This is a genomic window from Streptomyces sp. NPDC001606 (genome assembly GCF_053596835.1).
In genome coordinates this window covers 1-20590 of sequence record NZ_JBSFHC010000015.1, presented here as the reverse complement: position 1 = coordinate 20590, position 20590 = coordinate 1, and the positions used below count along the sequence as shown (strand labels likewise).

Annotated in this window: 17 protein-coding genes and 2 pseudogenes; 11 read left to right on the top strand and 8 right to left on the bottom strand. The window is 66.1% G+C overall.

Annotated elements, in window-relative coordinates; all coding sequences use genetic code 11:
• The first annotated feature begins 64 nt into the window (after positions 1-64).
• Entirely contained in the window at positions 65-1375 is a 1311-nt protein-coding gene (gene aspS, locus ACWCV9_RS25170) for an aspartate--tRNA(Asn) ligase (RefSeq protein ID WP_450789746.1), read from the top strand.
• A gap of 124 nt (positions 1376-1499) precedes the next feature.
• Entirely contained in the window at positions 1500-2048 is a 549-nt protein-coding gene (locus tag ACWCV9_RS25165) for a nucleotidyltransferase domain-containing protein (protein ID WP_399808444.1), read from the top strand.
• 95 nt (positions 2049-2143) lie between these two features.
• Here ACWCV9_RS25165 and ACWCV9_RS25160 read toward each other — a convergent pair whose 3' ends face one another.
• The gene (locus ACWCV9_RS25160; protein ID WP_450789744.1) at positions 2144-3289 is read right to left on the bottom strand and encodes a DNA cytosine methyltransferase; all 1146 of its coding nucleotides are present in this window, start codon (positions 3287-3289) and stop codon (positions 2144-2146) included.
• A gap of 501 nt (positions 3290-3790) precedes the next feature.
• Between ACWCV9_RS25160 and ACWCV9_RS25155 the strand changes: the two genes are divergently transcribed.
• From ACWCV9_RS25155 to ACWCV9_RS25145, 3 genes are read left to right on the top strand one after another with little or no spacing between them, the layout of a single operon-like run.
• Entirely contained in the window at positions 3791-5623 is a 1833-nt protein-coding gene (locus ACWCV9_RS25155) for a hypothetical protein (protein ID WP_450789742.1), read from the top strand.
• Entirely contained in the window at positions 5623-7074 is a 1452-nt protein-coding gene (locus ACWCV9_RS25150; RefSeq protein WP_355532406.1) for a hypothetical protein, read from the top strand. Before ACWCV9_RS25155 ends, ACWCV9_RS25150 begins: the two co-directional genes overlap by 1 nt.
• Positions 7071-12110, top strand: a complete 5040-nt coding sequence (locus ACWCV9_RS25145; protein ID WP_450789739.1) for an FtsK/SpoIIIE domain-containing protein — start codon at positions 7071-7073, stop codon at positions 12108-12110. The genes ACWCV9_RS25150 and ACWCV9_RS25145 overlap by 4 nt, the downstream gene beginning before the upstream one ends.
• Positions 12111-12234: 124 nt before the next feature.
• Here ACWCV9_RS25145 and ACWCV9_RS25140 read toward each other — a convergent pair whose 3' ends face one another.
• Positions 12235-12738 carry a very short patch repair endonuclease gene (locus ACWCV9_RS25140; RefSeq protein WP_450789737.1) on the bottom strand — a complete coding sequence of 168 codons (504 nt, stop codon included), beginning with the start codon at positions 12736-12738 and terminating at the stop codon, positions 12235-12237.
• 237 nt (positions 12739-12975) lie between these two features.
• Between ACWCV9_RS25140 and ACWCV9_RS25135 the strand changes: the two genes are divergently transcribed.
• Positions 12976-13845: an IS5 family transposase gene (locus ACWCV9_RS25135; protein ID WP_450789735.1), complete on the top strand. Its 870-nt coding sequence runs from the start codon at positions 12976-12978 to the stop codon at positions 13843-13845.
• 28 nt (positions 13846-13873) lie between these two features.
• A pseudogene (locus ACWCV9_RS25130) lies at positions 13874-14247 on the top strand (hypothetical protein).
• A 30-nt stretch (positions 14248-14277) separates the two neighbouring features.
• On the opposite strand, the gene ACWCV9_RS25125 reads toward ACWCV9_RS25130, so the two are convergent.
• The 3 genes and pseudogenes from ACWCV9_RS25125 to ACWCV9_RS25115 all read right to left on the bottom strand — a co-directional run bounded on the left by ACWCV9_RS25125 (position 14278) and on the right by ACWCV9_RS25115 (position 15729).
• Positions 14278-14466: a hypothetical protein gene (locus ACWCV9_RS25125; RefSeq protein WP_125505105.1), complete on the bottom strand. Its 189-nt coding sequence runs from the start codon at positions 14464-14466 to the stop codon at positions 14278-14280.
• A 456-nt stretch (positions 14467-14922) separates the two neighbouring features.
• Positions 14923-15164: pseudogene (locus ACWCV9_RS25120) on the bottom strand (LacI family transcriptional regulator); the annotation flags it as partial.
• Positions 15165-15228: 64 nt separating this feature from the next.
• Positions 15229-15729 (bottom strand): YfbM family protein, encoded by a 501-nt coding sequence (locus tag ACWCV9_RS25115; protein ID WP_450789733.1) that lies wholly within the window; start codon positions 15727-15729, stop codon positions 15229-15231.
• A 471-nt stretch (positions 15730-16200) separates the two neighbouring features.
• On the opposite strand from ACWCV9_RS25115, the gene ACWCV9_RS25110 reads away from it, so the two are divergent.
• A complete protein-coding gene (locus tag ACWCV9_RS25110; protein WP_450789731.1) occupies positions 16201-16491 on the top strand; it encodes a hypothetical protein in 291 nt (96 codons plus the stop codon).
• A 131-nt stretch (positions 16492-16622) separates the two neighbouring features.
• Here the strand turns inward: ACWCV9_RS25110 and ACWCV9_RS25105 are convergent, their stop codons facing one another.
• Together ACWCV9_RS25105 and ACWCV9_RS25100 are read right to left on the bottom strand one after the other, a co-directional pair.
• On the bottom strand, positions 16623-17576 hold the full coding sequence (locus ACWCV9_RS25105) for a M56 family metallopeptidase (protein ID WP_450789729.1): 954 nt from the start codon (positions 17574-17576) through the stop codon (positions 16623-16625).
• A gap of 11 nt (positions 17577-17587) precedes the next feature.
• On the bottom strand, positions 17588-17971 hold the full coding sequence (locus tag ACWCV9_RS25100; protein ID WP_385846870.1) for a BlaI/MecI/CopY family transcriptional regulator: 384 nt from the start codon (positions 17969-17971) through the stop codon (positions 17588-17590).
• Positions 17972-18095: 124 nt separating this feature from the next.
• Here ACWCV9_RS25100 and ACWCV9_RS25095 point away from each other — a divergent pair, with 124 nt between their 5' ends.
• Positions 18096-18932: an undecaprenyl-diphosphate phosphatase gene (locus ACWCV9_RS25095; protein WP_450789727.1), complete on the top strand. Its 837-nt coding sequence runs from the start codon at positions 18096-18098 to the stop codon at positions 18930-18932.
• Between the two features lie 20 nt (positions 18933-18952).
• Here ACWCV9_RS25095 and ACWCV9_RS25090 read toward each other — a convergent pair whose 3' ends face one another.
• Entirely contained in the window at positions 18953-19309 is a 357-nt protein-coding gene (locus ACWCV9_RS25090; protein ID WP_450789725.1) for a darcynin family protein, read from the bottom strand.
• 134 nt (positions 19310-19443) lie between these two features.
• On the opposite strand from ACWCV9_RS25090, the gene ACWCV9_RS25085 reads away from it, so the two are divergent.
• Both ACWCV9_RS25085 and ACWCV9_RS25080 read left to right on the top strand, forming a co-directional pair.
• Positions 19444-20208 (top strand): TetR/AcrR family transcriptional regulator, encoded by a 765-nt coding sequence (locus ACWCV9_RS25085; protein ID WP_450789723.1) that lies wholly within the window; start codon positions 19444-19446, stop codon positions 20206-20208.
• 10 nt (positions 20209-20218) lie between these two features.
• Entirely contained in the window at positions 20219-20482 is a 264-nt protein-coding gene (locus ACWCV9_RS25080; protein WP_450789721.1) for a hypothetical protein, read from the top strand.
• Positions 20483-20590: the final 108 nt, after the last annotated feature.

The following is a 20590-nucleotide window of genomic DNA, read 5'->3' as shown; positions in this document are numbered from 1 at the left end:
CCGCGAGTTGCCCTTCTCGCCCGCACTCCCAAGGGATCATGACGATGTCCTTCGGAGGACCGCAATGATCCAAAGCCGCGTACACGTCTCCGACCTGCGAGAACACGTCGGCCGTACCGTCACCGTCTTCGGCTGGGTGAACACCCGGCGCCTGCAGAGCAAGATGCAATTCGTCGTCGTACGCGACGGAACCGGCATGGTGCAGGTGACCCACAAGCGTGACAACGGGCCGCTGGAGGCCCGGCTCCAAGCCCTCACTCCCGAATCCGCCGTCAAGATCACCGGACGGGTCACGGACGCCGCCCAGGTCAAGCTAGGCGGCCTGGAGATCGTTCCAGAGGCCGTCGAGGTCCTGAACCCGGCCGCCACCCCGCTGCCGATCGACGAGCAGACGGGCATCGAGCACCGGCTGGACTGGCGCTTCCTGGACGTGCGCCGCCGTCCCGCCGCCCAGCTGATGTTCGCCGTGCAGACCACCCTGGAACAGGGGCTGCGCGAGTACGCCTACGCGCAGGGCGCCACGGAGATGCACACCCCCAAGCTCATGGGCACCGCCTCGGAATCCGGAGCGGAGGTCTTCGAGCTCGGCTACTTCGGCCGCAGCGCCTACCTGGCCCAGTCGCCGCAGTTCTACAAGCAGATGGCGATCTCGGCCGGCATCGAGAAGGTCTTCGAGATCGGCCCCGTCTTTCGTGCCGAGCCGTCGTTCACCTCCCGGCACGCCACCGAGTTCACCGGCGTCGACGTCGAGCTCGCCTGGATCGACGGCGTCGATGACGTCATGGCTTTCGAGGAGCGGATGCTCACCCACGCCATCGCCAAAGTCGCCGACGCCCACGGTGAGGCCGTCCGCGAGCGGTTCTGTGTGGAGATCACGGTCCCCACGACGCCCTTCCCCCGCATCACCATGGCCGAGGCGCACGAGATCCTGCGCAAGGGCGGCTGGACCCCGGAGGGGATCAAGGAGGACCTAGACCCGGAGGGCGAGCGACGCATCAGCGCCCATATCCAGCAGGCCACCGGCCACGAGTTCGTGTTCATCACCCACTATCCCGTGAGCAGCCGACCCTTCTACCACATGCGGCCGGCCGAGGACCCGAGCGTGACCCTGAGCTTCGACCTGCTCTGGAAGGGCCTGGAGATCACCACCGGCGCCCAGCGCGAGCACCGCTACGACGTGTTGCTGAAGCAGGCCGCCGAGATGCGCATGAGCCCGGAGCCGATGCAGGACTACCTGAACGCGTTCCGGTACGGGTGCCCGCCACACGGCGGGCTGGGCATGGGCCTCGGACGCGTACTGATGGTGATGCTCGGCCTGGAGTCGATCCGCGAGGCCACCTTCCTCTTCCGCGGACCAAACCGGCTCACCCCATAGCCGACAGCTGCATTCTGACCACCTGCGATGTTCCGCCCAGTGCCTCGTCTGCTGAAAGCATGGACGGGTGAGTGTTCATGAACTGGGGCGCTGGGTGCCGGCGCGCCCGGAGGACCTGGCCGCGATGTTCGCCGAAGCCGACTTCCCGTGGTGGATCGCCGGCGGGTACGCGATCGAACTCGCCGTCGGTCGCGAGCTACGCCCGCACGGCGATCTCGACGTCCTGGTCCTCCGCCGCGACCAGGCGCTCGCGCGGGAGATGCTGAGCGACTGGGACATGCACGTTGCGGACCCGCCTGGCGCGGGGCACCTGCGTCCCTGGCGTCCGGGAGAGACGCTTGAGGTGCCCCTCCACGACATCTGGTGCAGACGCACACCCGAGGCGCCCTGGTCGGTGCAACTCATGCTGGACGAGGCCGAGGGCGCCCAGTGGGTTTCGCGGCGCAACCCAGGGGTCCGACTTCCGCTCGCGCGATTGGGGCGGAGGAGTCCGACCGGAATCCCTTACCTTGCGCCCGAGGTGCAGCTCTTCTACAAGACGAAGGCCACACGGGACAAGGACGAGACTGACTTCGAAGCGGTATTGCCGCTACTGGACGAGTCACAACGCGTCTGGCTAGCGGATTCGATCGCGATGACCGTCCCAGCCCATCCCTGGAGGAAACGTCTCTAGTCCGCAGACCGAAACCGAGAGGCCAGCCGTACTGCGCCGATGCCCCGACTACCTGAGCCGGGCTCGGCCTCGGAGGGAATCAGCCCATTGCAGGCTCAGCAGGCGAGGTCTACAGCAGGGGCAGCGAAGTCGTCCTCAAACTGCTGGGAAGCGTCGTCCTTCAGCTGCAGAACGTCGGCGTCGAAGAGCCTGGAGGTCAGCGCCTCGGTCAGGGGTGGGGGTACGGCGTTGCCGATGATGATCTGAACCTCGGTGTGGGTCAGCTCGTAGCGCGGCTTGACCCTCTCGTCGACGAACTTGAAATAGTCCGGGAAGCCCTGGATACGCGCGGCCTCGTGGGCGGTCAGACATCGGGGAACACCAGGGTGGACAAAACGCCCGCGTCCCATCGTCGCGAAGCCACTGGTAATGGTCTGAGACGGGCGGTCCCACCACAAACGGCCATACATTGCGGTGTAGTTGTGTTTGCCCTGGTGACACTTGGGGCGCTCTTCGTTCGGCAGATTGTGCACGTCATTCTCGAAGAGATACTTCATACGCCGCTGGTTGTCCGCGTTGGGTACGGCAGCTTCATCGAAGAATGACTTAGGTCGAATGTCGAGCAGGTCGCCGATCGCCCAACGCAGGTCATGGGGTGTGGCATTTTGGTCTTCGACCTTTAGCAGGTCAGCAGCAGAAAAGCCAAAAGGCAGCGCATCTTCGCGGACGGCCAGCAGTATGTGGCGCTTGCGTGTCTGAGCGACCCCGAGCTTGAGTAGGTCGATGCGACTGGTGGCGACATCGTAGCCAAGCTTCTTGAGGTGAACGATGGCGCGGGAGACGACCTGCTGCTTGTCATTGACAACGGCCAGCACGTTCTCGATGACGACTACACTGGGGCGCAGAACCTCTGCGGCACGAGCCATGCGCAGGTACAGCCGGTTCTTGGGATCATCGCGGCGGGTGTGGTTGTTGAGGTTACTGTGCCCCTGACACGGCGGCCCACCGATCAGGAGCTCCACCTCACCCACCATTGAGAGAGTTTCGGTCTCCTGAGCGGTCAACGGTGCGCCAAGGTCACCGTCGAAGTAGGATTCGACGGCTCCCTGTCGGACGTTGGCCTTGGGGAAGTTTGCTTTGAATACCTTCGTTGGAGCTGCCTCAAAGTCAACCGCGAGACGAACATCGAGCGAGACGTCGTGCTTGCGGGCTGCCTGAGCTATACCGAGGGTGAGGCCACCGCAGCCAGCGAAGAGGTCCACGACTCGCAGGGAGCCAACACCCTGCTCAAACTTCGGCCGCCGCTTGGCCCGCAAGGGGTGCCGCTCACCCACGTGTGACCCCCTCTGCACTTGCTTGTAGAACCGGCGGAACGAGCGGTCATCGTACTCGATCAAGGGTGAGCCCGCGTGGTAGACCGCCACCTAAGTGCCGCCTGAAGTGCCGATCGCGACGGTTCCACACCTGACCTTCCTGCATCACTGGGCACGTAAGCCAGCTCATCAACCGCCATCAGCTACGGCGCTGCTGCCACCACGGAGTCGACAAGGCCGACGCCCCGCGCTCCCTCAACGCGATCGCAGCCAACATCAAGCACCACAGCACCAAGCACGGGCATCACGGACCCCGAGGTCCGCGACACAGTCACGCTCTGACGCGCCAGACGTATCTAGGCGCCGAGACAGTCCATTTGATCTACCGTCAGAAGCGCTAGCGGATAAAATCTTGCAGCGCTCCCGGCCCGGTCGATGAAGGACAGCAGCATGCCGCTAGAGGTCAACAAACACGTCCAACGGATACGTCGTTACCAGCCGTTCGACGCCGACACCTCTGAGATGATCTACGAGCTGCAGGCAGACTGGACGCAGTCGCTGTTCCCCGTTGTGACGTTGGACTACTTGCTGGACGCCATCGAGCGACCGACCACGAAGACCATCGTGCTCACCGGGGACGCCGGGCATGGCAAGACGAGCCTGTGCGCCAGCCTTCTGGCCGAGCTGCGGGCCGGTGACGAGACGATCACAGCAGATGTCCGGAAGGCAGTTTTCCTCGAGCTGTCCGGGGCCGGAGACGCCCGCCGCCCTGTCGGCCGGACCCGTAGCGGACGCCCGCTGTACATCCTCAGCGATCTCAGCGAGCTCAGCCCGCAGGCGGGCGCTCGCAAACTCGTGGAGCTTCTTGACCCTCCGGACGAGGGCATCGCGATCATCTGCGCAAACGAGGGCCAACTACGCAAGTGCGTCGCTGAAGATGACAACCTGGGCAAAGGCGGCACCGGGCGCGCCAAGATTCTGGTGAAGACCCTCACGGAAGGCATAGTCCGGGGGCAGGTCACCGACCCCGATGGCACAGTCACTGTTATCAACCTCAACTACCAGTCCGTAGCGGCTGACAGTGACAACGGCGGACTCATCCCTTGGGTCCTGAAGCAGTGGACGACGAACCAATGGTCGCGGTGGAAGCCCTGCGAGACCTGTGATGCACGGAACGTCTGCCCGATCCTGGCCAACCGCAACGAACTAAACGATCTTACCCGCGGGCCTCAGCGTCGGGCCGCGATCCGGGACGTGTTCGCCGCGGCCGAACGCACCGGGGCCGTAATCACGACACGCCAGGCGCTGTCGGTGACCAGCTACATGCTCACCGGCGGCCTGTCCTGCGAGAACGTCCATGCCAAGTACCAGCGGTCGCACTCGAATAGGTTGTGGCAGGCTCCCCACTTGTACCACCAGGCCATCTTCGGCGACCGGCTGACCCAGCAACAACGTCATCTGGTTCCTGCCTTCTTCGCGCTACGAAAGCTGGACCCGGGCAAGGTCTCTCGTCGCCAGGTCGACGACCGGCTGGACCCGGACACGGCTGGCGACTTCCCTCCCGCGGACGCCAACAGCTATCTGCAGAAGGTCCGTACGAATCGGGACGTCCAGAAGCAGGCCGAGCAGTTGCGGGGCTTGTACACGTTCCTGCGACGAGCTGACTTCTTCAACAGTGACGACGACACGGACCGGTTCGCCCGCATGAGCCTGCAGGCCGGCGACGACTTCGTCCGTGTCCAGGACAAGAACCGGGACCCGGCAGACACCAGGGTGCGAGACCGCTTCCTCAAGGGCCTGGAGGCCGTCCAGGGCATCCACCGGGCGGGGAGCAACCCTGACTTCTTCATACTTGACCCCGCCTTCTTCACCCACCGTGCCCGCGCCGCCGTAATCTCCCGGCGAGTACCCAGCAAGGGCGTTGAGGTCGTCGACCAGGTCGCCCAGTGGCAAAGGGAAGCCGGCACGGGCGCAACCCCCGAGATGCAGAAAGCCGTCGAGTGGCTCAACCGAGCCATCTACATTCGTATCCCGGCCGTCGCACCTGACCAGGACGCAGTCTCGGTGGAGGCGGACCTTCTGCGCTTCGAGTTGCTGACGCGGTGGGCCGCGGGCCTGCGTAGCGAGGTCCAGCACGAGGCAGAGATCCGCGGTCTGAGTGGATCCCTGGCAGAGCTGGCTGACTCGTCGAACAAGGAGGACGAGATCCAGGTGCTGGTGGGCAACATCATGAGGAAGCTCATGATCGACGTCGGCGACAAGATCAGGTCGGTGCGTGCGTGATGGCTGATCGTTCCAAGGCCGAGGTCGTCCTTCGCCTCTTCGGGGTGAATCTCGAAGGGCAGGGCCGCGGTTTCTATGTCCCGCTTGAGATGCTCGCGATCGCCCGCGGCGTCTACCTGGCGCATCAGGAAGACCCGGAGAGGTTCCCAGGGCTCCTGGACAACGGAGCCGCCACGGCTTACAAGAGGACCTCGCACGACCTGGCCCGGCGGATCGCAACCAAGGCCCGCATCGTCGAGGGCGACGAGGAACTCAGCAAGGCCGTCGAGCTGGACTCTCCCGAGACGATGGAAACGCTCCACGCCCTGTTCTCGTCCCTGTTGGTTGAGATCCCTGGACGTCGTAGCCAGCCAAGTTGGTTCGGCGCACACATCTATCCGTTCGTCGGTGAGCTCATCCACTACGACGCAGTCGAACGACGAATCAAGCAAATCGACGCCTCCCCCAAGAAGAGCGCCAAGAAGCGCAAGCAGGCCAGCAAGGTCGCTGCTGGCATCAACGCTCCGAGTATCGAGCGCTACCTCTTCCGCGATGGTGGGAGCTGGGCATACAAAGTCCTGCGCACCGACCCTGATCCTGACCGTAAGGAAGCGACCCGACAGGGCCTGCACGACCTCGTGCAGGACAGCGGCACCCCGCTGGGCAACCTTGCCAAGGCCCTCAGCGCGCACGACTTCGACTACGACGAAGCGCCCGTGGAGGGCTCAGACGCAGAAGTCAAGCTGTACGAGGATCTAAGCCCGTGGCCTGATCTGCTGAGGGAAGGGACCCGCAACATCGTCACTCGGATCGCGACGGTCCCCAGGGCCAAGCGCACCGAGAGCCTCATGCACTGGGTCCCCTACTGCTTGGCACGCCACCAGCTGCACCTCGCACGCACGAAGCTCGGTGCTACCAATCGCGAGTCGATCCTGTTGGACTTCGGCAACGAGGCAACCCCGCTGCGCAGGGAATCGCAGAAGAACCTCACCGGCTTCCGCAATGACATCGTCAACGCGATCAACGTCCAGGCTCGGGAAATGATCGACGAACTCGAAGCCGAAGGCGACGAGGTCAGAAAGCGCCGCTACGAAAGATTCACCAAGGAGGCCGGCAACGCGGTCGGCTCGCCTCGAGCATTCTTCAGCGAGACCCTCGCTGCTGTGGGAGCCCTGAACGCGACGGTTGGGCGCCGGCACTTCACCATGAAGCCGCCGATGCTTGAGGGCTTGGTATCTGCCACTGTCCCGCAGGGAACGGAGATGGAGTTCGACCAGTTCTGCGCGCTGCTGTACGAGAAGTACGGGCTCGTGGTGGAGAACAAGGTCGCGGCTGCGAGCCCGTTGGCCTACGAGGTCGACCCATCGGTCCTTGACCACAACGGCAAGGCGTTCCGGGAGAAGCTGGCCGCTATCGGTCTGCTCACTCAATATTCAGATGCAACCAGCATGGTTCGAGGGGAGCCCCGGTGACCGACAGCAGCATCCGAGCGCTCGGTCGGTTCGTCGCCGACGAAGCACTCCGCAAGGTCACTGAGATCAGCGGAGCCCGTGCCGTCCTGCGAGTCAGCGGGTTCGACCGGCCGACCGTGGCCGAGGCTCTCCGTCGAACGGCCCAGAGGTTGTTGGAGTCGCCGGATCGTCAGGTTGTCGTCAAGGTCGGCACCTCAGAGCCAATCGAAGGCGTACCTGTTGATTACCTCCTGGATCCGCAGGACCAGCTGACCAAGTGGCGAAATTCGGGACAGGGTAAGGCGGTGTTGCTCTTCGAGTGGGGGCAGTCTCCGGACGCACAGGGGCTGGCGGCCATGAATGCCCTGGACGATGCCACGGTCCTGGGCGACTACCACGACGCCTCTGGCGAGCGCGGGTTCGACAGGTTCATGGCAGAAGCCTGGCGGGAGGCGGGTGGCAGCGGCACCGTTCCGGCCCTGATGGTCGACTTTCTGCCGCAGATCTGGCGTGCCGTCACCGATGAGGAGCCCCGGTCCTTGCACCGCTGGGCGGCCTTCCTGGTCGAGACCGCGCAGAAGGTCGCAGCAACTCGGGTCCACACCCCTGACGTGGTCTACCCCGAGATCTCTGCAGCCTTGCCCGCTCTTGACCTCTTCCCGGACCGAGGACTCTTCATCAAGCCCGCCGCGCTGCCGGCCCGAATCAAGAAGAACGTCTCGGTCAGTGCCTTCAAGCAGCCCACCGGCAAGGAGATCACCGAGGACGACCTGATAGACCGCATCACCGCGACCGAGTTCAGCGACGAGTCCCTGGACCACATCGGTACGGACTCCGAGACTGCCAAGACGCGTATGCGCAGCCTCGTACTAAACCTCAATCGCAGTGGCTCTACCCCGCAGGATTCTCGTCAGCTGCGCCGCGAGCAGGATCTGACCCTCTGGCTCGAAGTCTTCGAGCAGAAGTCCAAGAAGATCGGTCTAGGCCAGCAGGTCCGGCAGGAGATCGAGAGGGCCGACGCAGATCGGGTCGACGAGTTCGACGCCATGATGATCGAAGATGCGCTTGATCGCGGAGACCAGGAAGCCGCACAGCGATTCCTTGACGAGGCTCCCGTTGGTGGGGCCGAGCCGTTGGCCGACCTGCTGTCCAAGCGGTCGCGCCGCAAAGTCGAGAAGCTTGCCTTCCCGGACTCTCAGTTCGTCCAGGATCCACTGCGTGCCCTGCTGCGCGAGCTGACCTACTTCTCTGACGAAGAGGAAGGCTCCGTCGTCGTCGGGCTTGAAGGCAACCAGGAAGCAGGGCAGTGGAGCCGCTGGCTGTTCGCCTTCCTGTACGCACGCACCCTGCGTGATATCCAGGACTCCACCGGCCTTCGCCTGACTTTGGAGGTCAAGGACTGCCTGCTGGACCTGACCAAGCCGCCCCTGCCGGAGGAGGACGAGCCGTTTGACCCGAACACCGAGTGGGCCCCGCTGCGCATCCTGGTCGAGATGGACGGCGCCGCCCAGCGACGCTTTCGCTGGGACCCCCTGGGCATCCCGGGGCAGATCGCACTGGCGGGCCTGATCCACGGCTGGCGAAACCCCCCTGGCCATGCCAGCAATCTGACCTTCGACACCTTCCTCGAGAAGTTCAATGACCCCCGGCAGTGGCAGGTCGACGAGCCTGTGCCTGTCCCTGCATCACATTTCGCGGGTCAGCTCGAGCGCCTCAAGCTGGAGCACTTCGAGCGGTTCTCCGACGGGCTTGACGCCGGGAAGATCAACGATTACGTACGCGAGTGGGAAGGCATACTCCGCGAAGCTCGCACCACTCTGGTTCCCGACAACGCTCCGAACCCAGACCTTGAGGCCGTCGTCCTGACCGATGTCGTCGGTCTGGCCGATCACCGCATGATGATGCTGGCCACCCACCCGCTGAAGCTGCGCTGGCTGGCAAAGAACTACGCGGAGGCAGCCAGCAGCATCGAGACCGCCCTGAACAGGGAGGGAGGTCTGAGTCTCAACCAAGAGAACGAGGATCTCTTCTTCGACGCCATCGACCGTATCTCCCCACATGGGACACCGGCGGTCCTCGTCGGGCCCGGCGGCACGATCGCCATCCCGATGCGCGAATCAGCCGGGCACGAGGAGTACGCCCCGGTCCGCCTCAGCGGCAACGAGTCCAAGGAATGGCTCTCCAGCGTCGACGAGACGGCGATCGACGAGATGGTCCGCGTCATCACCGACTACCTGACGACCTACCCCCACAAGCTTGACGGCCTACGCGTGCTGCTCCTGGACCGCAACGGCGACCCTGTCCTGCCGATGCGCGTGGCCAAGCAGATGCGGGCCAAGAACCCTCGTCTGAAAGTTGATCTGGTTGTGCTGGCTCCCCAGGCCACCCATCACGAGATCATCCAGGGTTTCGACCTGCACTTCTCCGGTGCGGAGATGTCCGAGGACAGCTTCCTGCCCGACGTCCAACTCATCCTGCAGGCGTGGGAGCCCGACCAGGAAGCAGACCTGTCAGGGCTAGAAGACTCCATCGACCTCGCCCTGGCTCCGGCACTGTTCGGTACCCAGACCAGCATCAAGGAGAGCACCAAGAAGGAGTCCTTGTCGGGCTCCTTCAACCCCTGGAAGCACCCAGCTTCACACAACCTGGCTCAGACCAGCGAGAACGTCGTGAGAGCGCTGTTGCCCGAGACCGCCGACGAGACTCTTGAGTCCTGGTCGACCTTGTGCGTGCGCTACGACCGCCGTTCCCCGGTCTCCCGGGAGAGTGTCGACGGCATCGACTACTTCGAGATGCAGGTGCAGTTTGACCAGCACCAAAACTTGTTCGCCACTTTGCATCGCGTGGCCCATTGGGTCGTCACCCTCGACAGCTTCATAGGCCGTGAGCAGATCGATGCCCTGCGTAACCGCCCTGACGTCATCCTCGTCAAGCCCAGTGTCGGCAAGAACGAGTCCTACACTCTCATCGTCAGCTCGCAGACCGGTCGGCAGTTCGTCGTCCAGCGACTGCGGCGCCGCCTGGAGCAGATCGGCGTCGTCACCCCGCAGGACTCCGAAGGCACCGCTAAGCGAATCTACGAGGTCGGCCGCAACGTGGCCCCTGGCGCCGTGCTGCGCTCCCTCGGCATCGGCACCACGGTCAACGAAGTCGTGGGCCTGGTCGCGACGCGATTTGTCATCGATCAGCAGTTTCCCGTCTCTCGACAGGGTACGAGCCTGGTCACCTGGATCAGCTTCGACGAGCACCACCGCTGGTTCGGTCGCGGACAGAAAACCCGTGCCGATCTGGGCAGGTTCGTGCTGGCCATCCAGGACGACGGCACGGTTCGCCTGGATGTCCTGGTCGCTGAGTCCAAGTTTCGCCAGACCTTCGACGTCGGTTCGGCTGAGGAACAACTCAACCGCACCACCGACCTGTGTGAGGATGCCTTCCGTTCGGACGGCGAGGCTCGCCACGACCGCCCCTTCTGGCTCGACGAGCTTGCCGCCGCAATCGCCCAGACCAGTGGAAACGCCCTGCAGGCCGCAGACCTTCCAGCTCGCACCTTGATCGGTAATGACGACCACCGTCAGGTCGAGGCGAAGGTCCTTGACGCCCTACGCTCCGAGGATGTCCAGCTCGGTCAAGTTACCGGCGTTGCCGTGGCCATCTCAGCCGAGGACGACCAGCCGGCACCCGCGGTCGGAAGCCTCGGCAAGCACACCCTGGTGAGGCTGAACAAGCAGGAATTGCTGAACCTCATCGGCGCTCTGCGCGCCAATCAGGACCCCACCAATGCCGACCGCCTTGTTGTCTCTGGGCACCTCAGTGGGGCGGTTCAGGTCCCCGACGATGTCGTCAAGACCTCCTCAATGGGTATTCCCGTCGAACTGCCTATCCCGGAAGAACCGACGGCACCTGTTGAGGGTGTCCTGGTGGCCGCGCCAACCTCTCTGGCGGGATCGGTAGTTGCGCGTCGTCCTGCCGCAGAGGTAGGTCCTGTCCCTCTGAAGACTGACCGCGGTGGGCTCTCCGAGGAGGAGCTGAGGCATCGATACAACAAGGTGGTTGACGTCTTCGCCCGCCACAAGGTCGCGGTCACCGCCCCGGAAGTCGGTAAGTGGCAGGAAGGACCCGGCTTCTACATCTTCCGGTTCATCCCCAGTCCTGGCGTCACCGTGGATAAGCTGACCAACCGACGCGACGAGATTTTCCTGGCCCTGGCATTGCCCTCCGGGTTCAGCATTCGCACGCGTAGCGACCGCGGCTCCGTGCTCTTCGAGATCCCCAAGATCGACGACGAGAAGTACGGGGTCGACGCCAAGGCGCTGTGGCAGCGGTGCCCGGCCGATCCTGAGAGCCTTATCGCCCCGCTGGGCACCGACATCGAAGGCAACCCCGTCACCATTGACCTGTCCTCCGCGGACTCCCCGCACTTGCTGGTGGCCGGCACTACTGGATCAGGAAAGTCCGTCGCCCTGGACACGATCCTCAAGGGCCTGGTCCGGTACGACAAGAGCACCCTGCGACTCCGCCTCGTCGATCCCAAGGGCACCGAGCTGGTCGACTTCGAGGACGACCCTCACCTTGACGGCATGATCGGTATGGACGCCGCCGACGCCATCGAGATCCTTGAGGAAACCGTCGACGAGATGGCCGTGCGCTACAAGGACATGAAGGCGATCCGCACACGCAAGCTCGTCGAGTACAACGCCAAGGTCGACAAAGCAGACCGAAAGCCCTGGATCGTCATCGTCCTGGACGAGTACGCCGACCTCACCAGCGATCCCGAAGAGAAGAAGCAAATCGAAGCGTTGCTCAAGCGCCTGACGCAGAAGGCCCGCGCTGCGGGCATCCACGTCATCGCAGCAACGCAGCGACCGAGTGCGGACGTTATCTCGACGACTATCCGCTCAAACTTCCCTGCCCAACTCGCCCTGCGGGTCAAGACGGCGACCGACAGCCGCATCATTCTGGACGAGACTGGAGCCGAAGCTCTGGCCGGACAGGGCGACGCCTTTCTGCACACGGCGAAGGGCACCATACGACTGCAGGTGGCCTATGACGGGAGCTGACCAGACCCCGCCACGTATGATCAACTCAATCTCGCAGAGGGGCCAAGAAGGCCACCAACGGCACGAGCTCTTCTCGCTGAACCCGGCGAAGATCAGATGACCGCTGCCGCCAGCGACGCGACGGTCAGGAGGTATTCCTCGGATGCTTTGAGGCTTGGACCTCCTGCCGCCGGGCGGCCACTGCCTCGATGACAGTCGCGGCACACGCCTCTGGTTCGAGGTGTTCCCAGAAGCGGAGCACCAGCCAGCCTGCCTCCGCGAGGCGGTTGTCCGTGTCCCGGTCGCGCTGGATGTTCCGGCCGATCTTTTCTTCCCAGTACGGCCGGTTCGTCTTGGGCATCACGAAGTGCTCCGGGCAGCCGTGCCAGAAGCAGCCGTCGATGAAGACTGCGACTTTCACAGGGCGGAAGATCATGTCGGCTGTGCGGCGCATCTTCGGGAGCGGCTTTGCAGCCACCCGGTAGCGCAGTCCAGCGGCGTGGACAAGGGAGCGGAGTAGCAGCTCGGGCGCAGTATCGCGGCTCCGGTTGCCAAGCATGCTCCGCCGGCTCGCGGCCGACGACGCCCACGACCCCTCCGGCGGTGTCCACTGCTCGGCCGACGCTTCTGGTAGTCCTTGCTCGCTCATATCTCCAGCAGCTTAGGGACAGCTTCCTCCGGGTCGTCCCGCTTGGCGAGGACCCATTCCTATCCGTCCAGCTCCATTCTCGGCGCTTCCCCGTGGTGGGGGCGGGCAGCCACAAGCCTCGCATTCACCGACGCCACCCGGTCACGCCGGCGATCCCCGATCGCTGCGACGGGAGTGGCCTAGCGCGTGTTTTGAAAGTCGGCTCCGTTCCTCGTCCCGTGCCGTGATGATCTCGATGTGGGGCGAGGGGATCTTTCTGATGAACAGTGGGCGGTGCTGGAGCCGTTGCTGCCGGTCGCGGTGTTGGGTCGGCCGTCGCTGGGGCGGCGGAAGCTGATAGACGGGATCCGGTGGAGGGTACGAACTGGTGCTCCGTGGCGGGATCTGCCGTCGGAGTACGGGCCGTGGCAGACGGTCTACGGACTCTTCCGCCGCTGGCAACGTGACGGCACCTGGCCTGTGCTGCTGACCGGGCTGCAGGCTCGGGCGGATGCGGCAGGGTTGATCACGTGGGAGGTCAACGTCGACTCCACGATCTGCCGGGCCCATCAGCATGCCGCAGGCGCCCGCCGCGACGGGCAGGCCCAGAAAGAACCGCCGGGCGGCACCCGCACGGAGCCCGACGACCACGGTCTGGGCCGTTCCCGAGGAGGTTTCACCACCAAGATCCATCTGGCCTGCGAACAAGGCCAACGGCCGCTGTCTTTGCTGGTCACCGCAGGTCAGCGTGGTGATAGTCCTCAGTTCGCCGCCATCCTGGAAGGCATCCGAGTTCCCCGCACCGGACCCGGCCGTCCCCGTGTCCGCCCACTGCGAGTGCGAGGCGACAAGGCGTACTCCTCCCGCGCCAACCGGGCCTACCTGCGCAAGCGGAGAATCCGCTGCACGATCCCAGAGCCCGCCGACCAGGCCGCCAACCGCAAACGGCGCGGGAAGGCCGGCGGGCGGCCTCCGGCGTTCGACCGCGAGGACTACAAGGCCCGGCACGCGGTCGAATGCGGGATCAACCGGCTCAAGCGCAACCGGGCGGTCGCCACCCGGTTCGACAAACTTGCCGTCCGCTTCGAAGCCACCGTTCTGATCGCCGCGATCGGCGAATGGTTATGACCGGCTTGAGCTGTCGGTTCGACGTGCCATGCTGACCGCGACCAGGGTGAACCGGGCGAGGGAGAGGCAACGATGGGGGCTCAGTACTACGGTGCCGACAGCGAGAACGGCGACCGCATCGACGACCCCTCTGAGGACGCGCTGTTCATGATGATCAGCAACCTCAACGACTCCGACAACACCTTCGTGGTCGTCCAGCCCGACGAGGACGATCCAGTGTGGTTCGCCTCAGTGGCCGTCCTGGACGAAGGCGGCTACGAGATCGTCCGCCGCGACGCCTCCCGCCACGAGCACGAGGTCACCACGGCGACGAGCATCAACGACATCGCCCGCGACCTCACCATCTGGATGGCCGCCCGCCACTTCCCCGGACGGCCAACCAGACAGGTCACCGACTTCTAAAACACGACCTAGCGGCGGCGGGACCTCCACTCACAGAGTCCCGTCCTGCAGCAGTGCCTTGAAGGCGTCTGCCTCTCGCTGCAGCACAATGCGCCCGTCGCCGTCGCTGAACGCCAGGATCCGGCCGCCTGCATCCAGGCCCGCCTCCGCTAGGAGCCCCAGCGGCAGGGACACACGGCCGTCGTCATCGATCTGCAGTTCTGCTGGTTCGCGTATCACAATCGCAGTCTGCCAGTCTCCAGGTAGGACTGGGCTGCCCTGACCGGTCCGGCGAACAGCCGCCCAGGATCATCACCCTCTGTGACACGTAGATCCGTAAGCCTGCTCGCCTCGTCGGCCTCCGCGGACACGGCGCGAAACGCGGACTCAGCGGCCGTTGGCTGAGGTCCCGCTGGGAGCCATCTGGGAGCCAACCCGCTCCCCAAGCCCCTTCAAGACCACCCGAGACCACCGCACCCCAACGCCCTGACCAGGCAAAACAGCAAACAAGCCGGTGTCGATCACGCCCGACCCTCATTCGGGACGAAGAGGTCGTGGGTTCAAATCCCGCCACCCCGACAGCCGCAACACCAGGTCAGGGCCGGTTCTCCTTCACGGAGAACCGGCCCTGACTCGTTCCGCAGGGCGTCTGGGGAGTGAACGGGGAGTGGATCAAGGAAATCGACTCCCCGGACGTCACCGTTGACGCGCTCTCAACAGTGCATCGAGCGCGCGCACCGGTGACCGCGGGTGCATGGCAGAACGCGCCACCAACGCCTCTTCCCACTGCTCGGTCAGGTCGTCCATGAGCCGGTCCCGCATCCGCGCCGTGATGTGCGAGTAGCGGGCTTGTGCACCGAGCCATCCTCGTGCCCCATCCGTTCATCCATGAGCTTGGGTGGGGTCCCGAGTTCCTCCAGGACCGTCTTGTGAGAGTGCACCCGCAGCTACCCCGAATGCCCTCAGCTTCCCAAGCTGGGGTCTCACCGCTGTGACTGCCTATCAGTCCAACCAGACGAGCACCGCGTCATCCGCTCCGGCAGCAACCTCCAAGAACTGAGTGAGGCCGTGGTACCAGTGACGACCCCATTCCAGTGCACCAGGCTCGCTCCATCCGAGGGGGTACACCTCGGCGCTGGTGAGTTCGGCAGGATCCACACCGCTGACGAGCTGGTCATAGCTGATAGCCCGCAGAGCTTCCACCGCGAGCGCGACCCGCTCGGGCCGCAGGTACCTCGGAGGCCCGTAGCCCCAGTCCTCATCCTCGGCGAACGGCTCCTCACCGTGGATCACGTTCACGGGGAACTCTGCGCGCGCCAGCAGGAAGCGGAGCACGTCCCAGGCCTTGTCCGTACTGAAGTGGCGCGCCTCGGCCGGCGCAGGTCTCGTCTCCTCCTCCGCATCCTGGACCTCTTCGGCGAAGTCCAGAGCCCAGCCGGGATCTTGGATCGCTCGATCAAGCTCGGCAGCCGTGACACGCAGATACTGGCCGATCATGCTCATGAACGGAGACTAGACGTGTCCGCTGACAACGACCGCCGGACGGGCCGTCTCAGTTTCCGTCGCACAGCTCCCCACCAACTCAGCTGGAGGGCGTGCACATCAAGGAGATGCGCTGGGTGTACTGACCGCGTGCGCCTGGGACCCAGGTGTCCCCAGCCATGAGCCCTCCCCTGCGTCTGCGCAAAGCCGAGCTGAAGAAGAGGGCGGGGCGTGCAAGCGCCGCAAGAGGTGAGCCGCAGCCGCGGCGGTGGACGTCGACCTGCGTGACAACGCCGACGCTCAGCGGCGGATGAAGGCGGAGGTCTGCGGACCCTCAGAGCAGCCGAAGGCAGGACCACCCGAGGCAGAAACCCCGCCCCAGTTACTTCGAAAACGAACAGGTCCAAGGGCCAGCCGTCAGGCAGGATGGGGTGCTTCTTTCTGTCGGCGGTGGCAGCGCCGGCTGCCTGGCGCGTCCTGGGGGGGACTTTCGTGGTCATTGGCTTTTCGGGTCCGTACGACCCGGCCTACCAGCTCCAGACGAGCGCGCTCGCGCTGGTCTTCGGCATAGCGTTCATCAGCGTCGGACGGATGCTGCGGCGGACCGGACAGCTGCCTGCGTATCTCGACTTCAGGCAGAGGGCGTCGGGCTCGCTGGTACCGCAGGAGAGCAGGAGCCCGGGCGTCGTAAGGCTCGGTGCGGCCGTGATCGCCGTGGGCGGGTTCTTCCTCTTCGGGACCGTCTGCCTCGTCCTCGGCGCGCTGGGCGTGCTCGGCCCCTGAGGTGCACGGCCACGTGCGGGCTGGCCTGGTCGCCTCGGATGTTCGGTGGTCTCCCGGCGTGCCGATCCCTACCGTGGGCCCATGACCGACTGGCGTGCAGGCGGTAGCTCCGGGCGCGTCGGGGCCGGTCGTCAGTTTTGCAGTGCCCGCAGCTGTTCCAGCAGGCGGTGCAGGTCGTGGGCGGCTTCCGCGACGGAGCAGGTGGCCGCGGTCAGGACGAGGGCCGTGGCCAGGGCCGGCAGCAGGCGGTGGGTCACGGGTGGGGCGAGGAGGGCGGCCACCCGGCGCGGGACCGGGCCCGCGCCGCGGAGCGGGTTCCGCCGCCGGCGTCCCAGCAGGCCGAGGGCGGCGGGCGGGAGGCCGCCGCGGGCCTGGGAGTGCCGGGTGGCCAGGGCCGCCCGGCCCACGGCGCGGGCGACGCGGCTCCGGTCGCCGGTGGCCGTGGCCGCGTGCTCGTCGGCCCAGCGTTCGAGGGTGTAGGTGACGGCGTGGGCCAGGGGGCGCAGCAACGGGTTCGCGGCGGCGCCGAGTTGGGCGAGGGCGACGAACAGGTAGTGGTGGCCGGTGAGATGGGCGCGTTCGTGGGCCAGCAGGATCTCGTGTTCGGCGCGGTCCAGGGTGCGGAGCATGCCGGTGGAGACGACGATACGGCCGGGCAGTCCGGGCAGGGCGAACGCGTCGGGTGCCGGGTCGTCGACGATCACCGTCCCGTCCCGTGTGGGCATGCAGGCCGCGTCCAGGGTGGCGGCGGCCAGCGCGCGCACGCGTCGTACGAGCAGCCGCAGCACACCGACCGCCGCGACGGCGAGCAGTGCCGCGGCGGCGACGGCCACCGGCGGCCGGGCGGGGAGGTCCTGCCCGGCCGGCCCGAGCGGCCGGTGTCCGAGGAACGCCGGCAGTGGGCTGCGGACCAGCCAGGTGGAGGCGAGCAGGGCGAGCGAGAGGGTGCTCGCGGCGCCCAGGACGAGGGCGGAACCGGCCGACAGCCAGCTGGCCAGCCGGGGTTCGCAGTGCTCGGTCAGCATCCGCGCGCCCGGGAACGCGAGCAGGGGAAGCAGCAGGGGGAGATAGACGGCCAGGTGCATGGGGGCCGGGCCTACCGTCCGGGTCCCTGGTCGAGCAGCTGGCGCAGCAGTTCCTCGTCCGAGCTGGACAGGCCGTCCACGAACCGGGACAGCACCGCCTCCCGGTCGCGGCCGCGCTCGTCCAGGACGCCCTGCATACGGCGGGCGGCGAGACCGGCCTCGTCGGCGACGGGGGCGTAGACATAGGCGCGGCCGTGGCGGGTGCGGCTGAGGACCTGCTTGTCGTACAGCCGGTTCAGTACGGTGATCACGGTGCTGTACGTCAGGTCGTCGTCCAGCCGGTCCATGACCTGTCCGGCGCTCAGCGCGCTCCCGGACCGCTGGAGCACAGTGAGGATCTCCGCCTCCAGCTGCCCGTTGGGGCGACGGCCGGCCGACCGGTCATCGATGGCCATGGGTTTGCGTTCGCCTCCCTCCGCCTTTTACAGTCGCGTAAAAGTTTTACAGTCGCGTAAAAGCTGCTGTTCCGAGTGTGCCATGCGAGGCCGGGCACCGGCCCTCTCTCCCGAAGTGGATCCCATGAGCGCGATCAGTGTGAGTCAGGCCGTCGTCCTCGGCGTCGTCGAGGGGGTGACCGAGTTCCTCCCCGTGTCCTCCACCGGCCATCTCAAGATCGCCGAGGGGCTCATGGACATCCCGGTGGACGACAAGTCCGTCGTCGGGTTCTCCGCCGTCATCCAGGTCGGCGCCATCGCCGCCGTACTGCTGTACTTCTTCAAGGACATCAGGCGGATCGTCACCGCCTGGTTCCGCGGGCTGACCAACAAGGACGAGCGCTACCACCACGACTACAAGTTCGCCTGGTGGGTCATCGCCGCCACCATCCCGATCGTGGTCGTGGGCCTGGCCGCGAAGCCGCTGATCGACGGCCCGCTCGCCTCGCTGTGGGTGGTCGCCGGTTCGCTGATCGCCGGGTCGGTGGTGATGTGGTGCGCGGACCAGATGGGCCGGCACAAGCGCGGTGAGGACGACACGTCCTTCAAGGACGCGATGTGGGTCGGCTGCTCGCAGATCCTCGCGCTGCTCTTCCCCGGCTTCTCCCGCTCCGGCGCCACCATGTCCACCGCGCTCATCCTGGACCTGGACCGGGTCGCCGCCACCCGGCTGTCCTTCTTCCTCGGCATCCCGGCCCTGACCGGCGCCGGCATCTACGAGCTGAAGGACGCCCTCGGCGCGGGGGTGGGCGCCGTCCCGCTGGCCGTCGGCACCGTGGTGTCCTTCGTCGTCGCCTACGCCTCCATCGCCTGGCTGCTGAAGTTCGTCGCCAAGCACTCCTTCAACGCCTTCGTGATCTACCGGATCGTCATCGGCGCCGTCCTGCTCGGCCTGCTGGCCACCGGCACGCTCAGCGCCTGACAACCACACGGGAGGGCCGGTCAGGCGTGGGCCGTCGCCCCCGCGACGAGGCCGGCCTGCTCCTCGTACGACCGGAAGCCGTCCTCCACGCCCATGAAGACGTCGTTCATGACCAGGTAGCCCTGCGCGATCAGCGGGGAGTCGCGCAGCTCCTCGATCAGGAAGTAGTACGCCCGCAGGTCCTCCGTCTCCAGCAGTGCGAAGTCGGAGAAGGCCGCGGTGAAGGCCTCCGCGTCGAAGAAGCGGGCCGAGACGCGGTCGGCGTACCGGGCGAAGAGCGGCTGGACATGGGCGGCCGTCAGCGCGTTCCGCTCCTCGCGGGACAGGGCCAGCCAGGCCGGTGTGACGGTGTAGGTCAGAACGATCGTGGTCCGCATGACAGCGACTCCCCCTGTGTGGACGCCGTTCAGTAAACGGCGTTAGCTAACGCTGTTTACTAGAGCTGATCGGCGTTAACGTTGTCAAGGGCGGGCCGGTCGGCGGAGCCGCAGAGGAACCAGGAGACGCAGCCGTGAGCAGCGAGATCGCCTCGGCGACCACCCGCAGGGCCCGGCAGCGGGAGGAGGCCCGGGAGCGGCAGCGCGCCGAGACGAAGGCCGAGATCCTGGGCCATGCGCGCCGGCTGCTGGTGGCCGAGGGACCGGCCGCGGTCTCGCTGCGCGCCATCGCGCGCGAGATGGGCATGACCGCTCCGGGCCTGTACCGCTATTACGCCGACCACCGCGAACTGGTCCAGGCCCTCACCGCCGCGGTCTACGACGAACTCGCCGCCACCCTGGAACACGCCCGCGACCAGGCCCCCGACCAGTCCCTCCAGGGCCGCTTCAGTGCCACGGCGCGGGCGCTGCGGTCCTGGGCGCTGGATCACAGGGCGGAGTTCGCCCTCGTGTTCAGCAAGCCGCTGCCCGACTCCGGCAACGGGCCCGAGGACCCCAGTCATGCCGCCGCCTGGCGCTTCGGCGGGGTCTTCCTGGAGCTGATGCTGGACTTCTGGCGGGCGGGCACGCTGCCGCTGCCCGAGCCCGGCACCCTGGATGCACAGTGGCTGCGCCAGCTGGCGGAGGTGCGGGAGCACATCGACTCCGAACAGCCGCCCCTGGAGGCGCTGTACATCGTCGTGCTCTCCTGGTCGCGCCTGTACGGCATGGTGTCCATCGAGGTGTTCGGGCACCTGGACTTCGCGCTGACGGACTCGGAGCCGGTGTTCGAGCACACCCTCCGGGACGTGCTGCGGCTGCTCGGCGGAGACCCGGCCGACGACTTGCGCAACACCTAAACTGTCCGGTGTGGAGACCACCGACGTGACCACCGACCGCGCCGCCGAGGGCGCCTGGGAGACCGCCGTGCTCGCCGGCGGGCCGGCCGACGGCATGCGGATGAAGGTGTCCCATCGGCCGCGGGTGATCCAGGTGACGTATCCGTGCCCCGCCGAGGCCGCACCGCCGGGCGCACCGCCGGGGGTGCGCGCGGAGAGCGTGTACGTCTACCGCCTGGACTACGGCGTCACCGAGGAACCCCTCCGGTACGGCTTCGACGTCGCCAGCCCCTGAGCAGGGGCTCTGCTCAGGAGTCGGAGTCGGGGATCTTGGTCGCGGCCGCGTAGGCCTGGGCCGGGGTCATCGGCACCCCGTTCAGCTCCACGGTCCGGTACGGGCTGA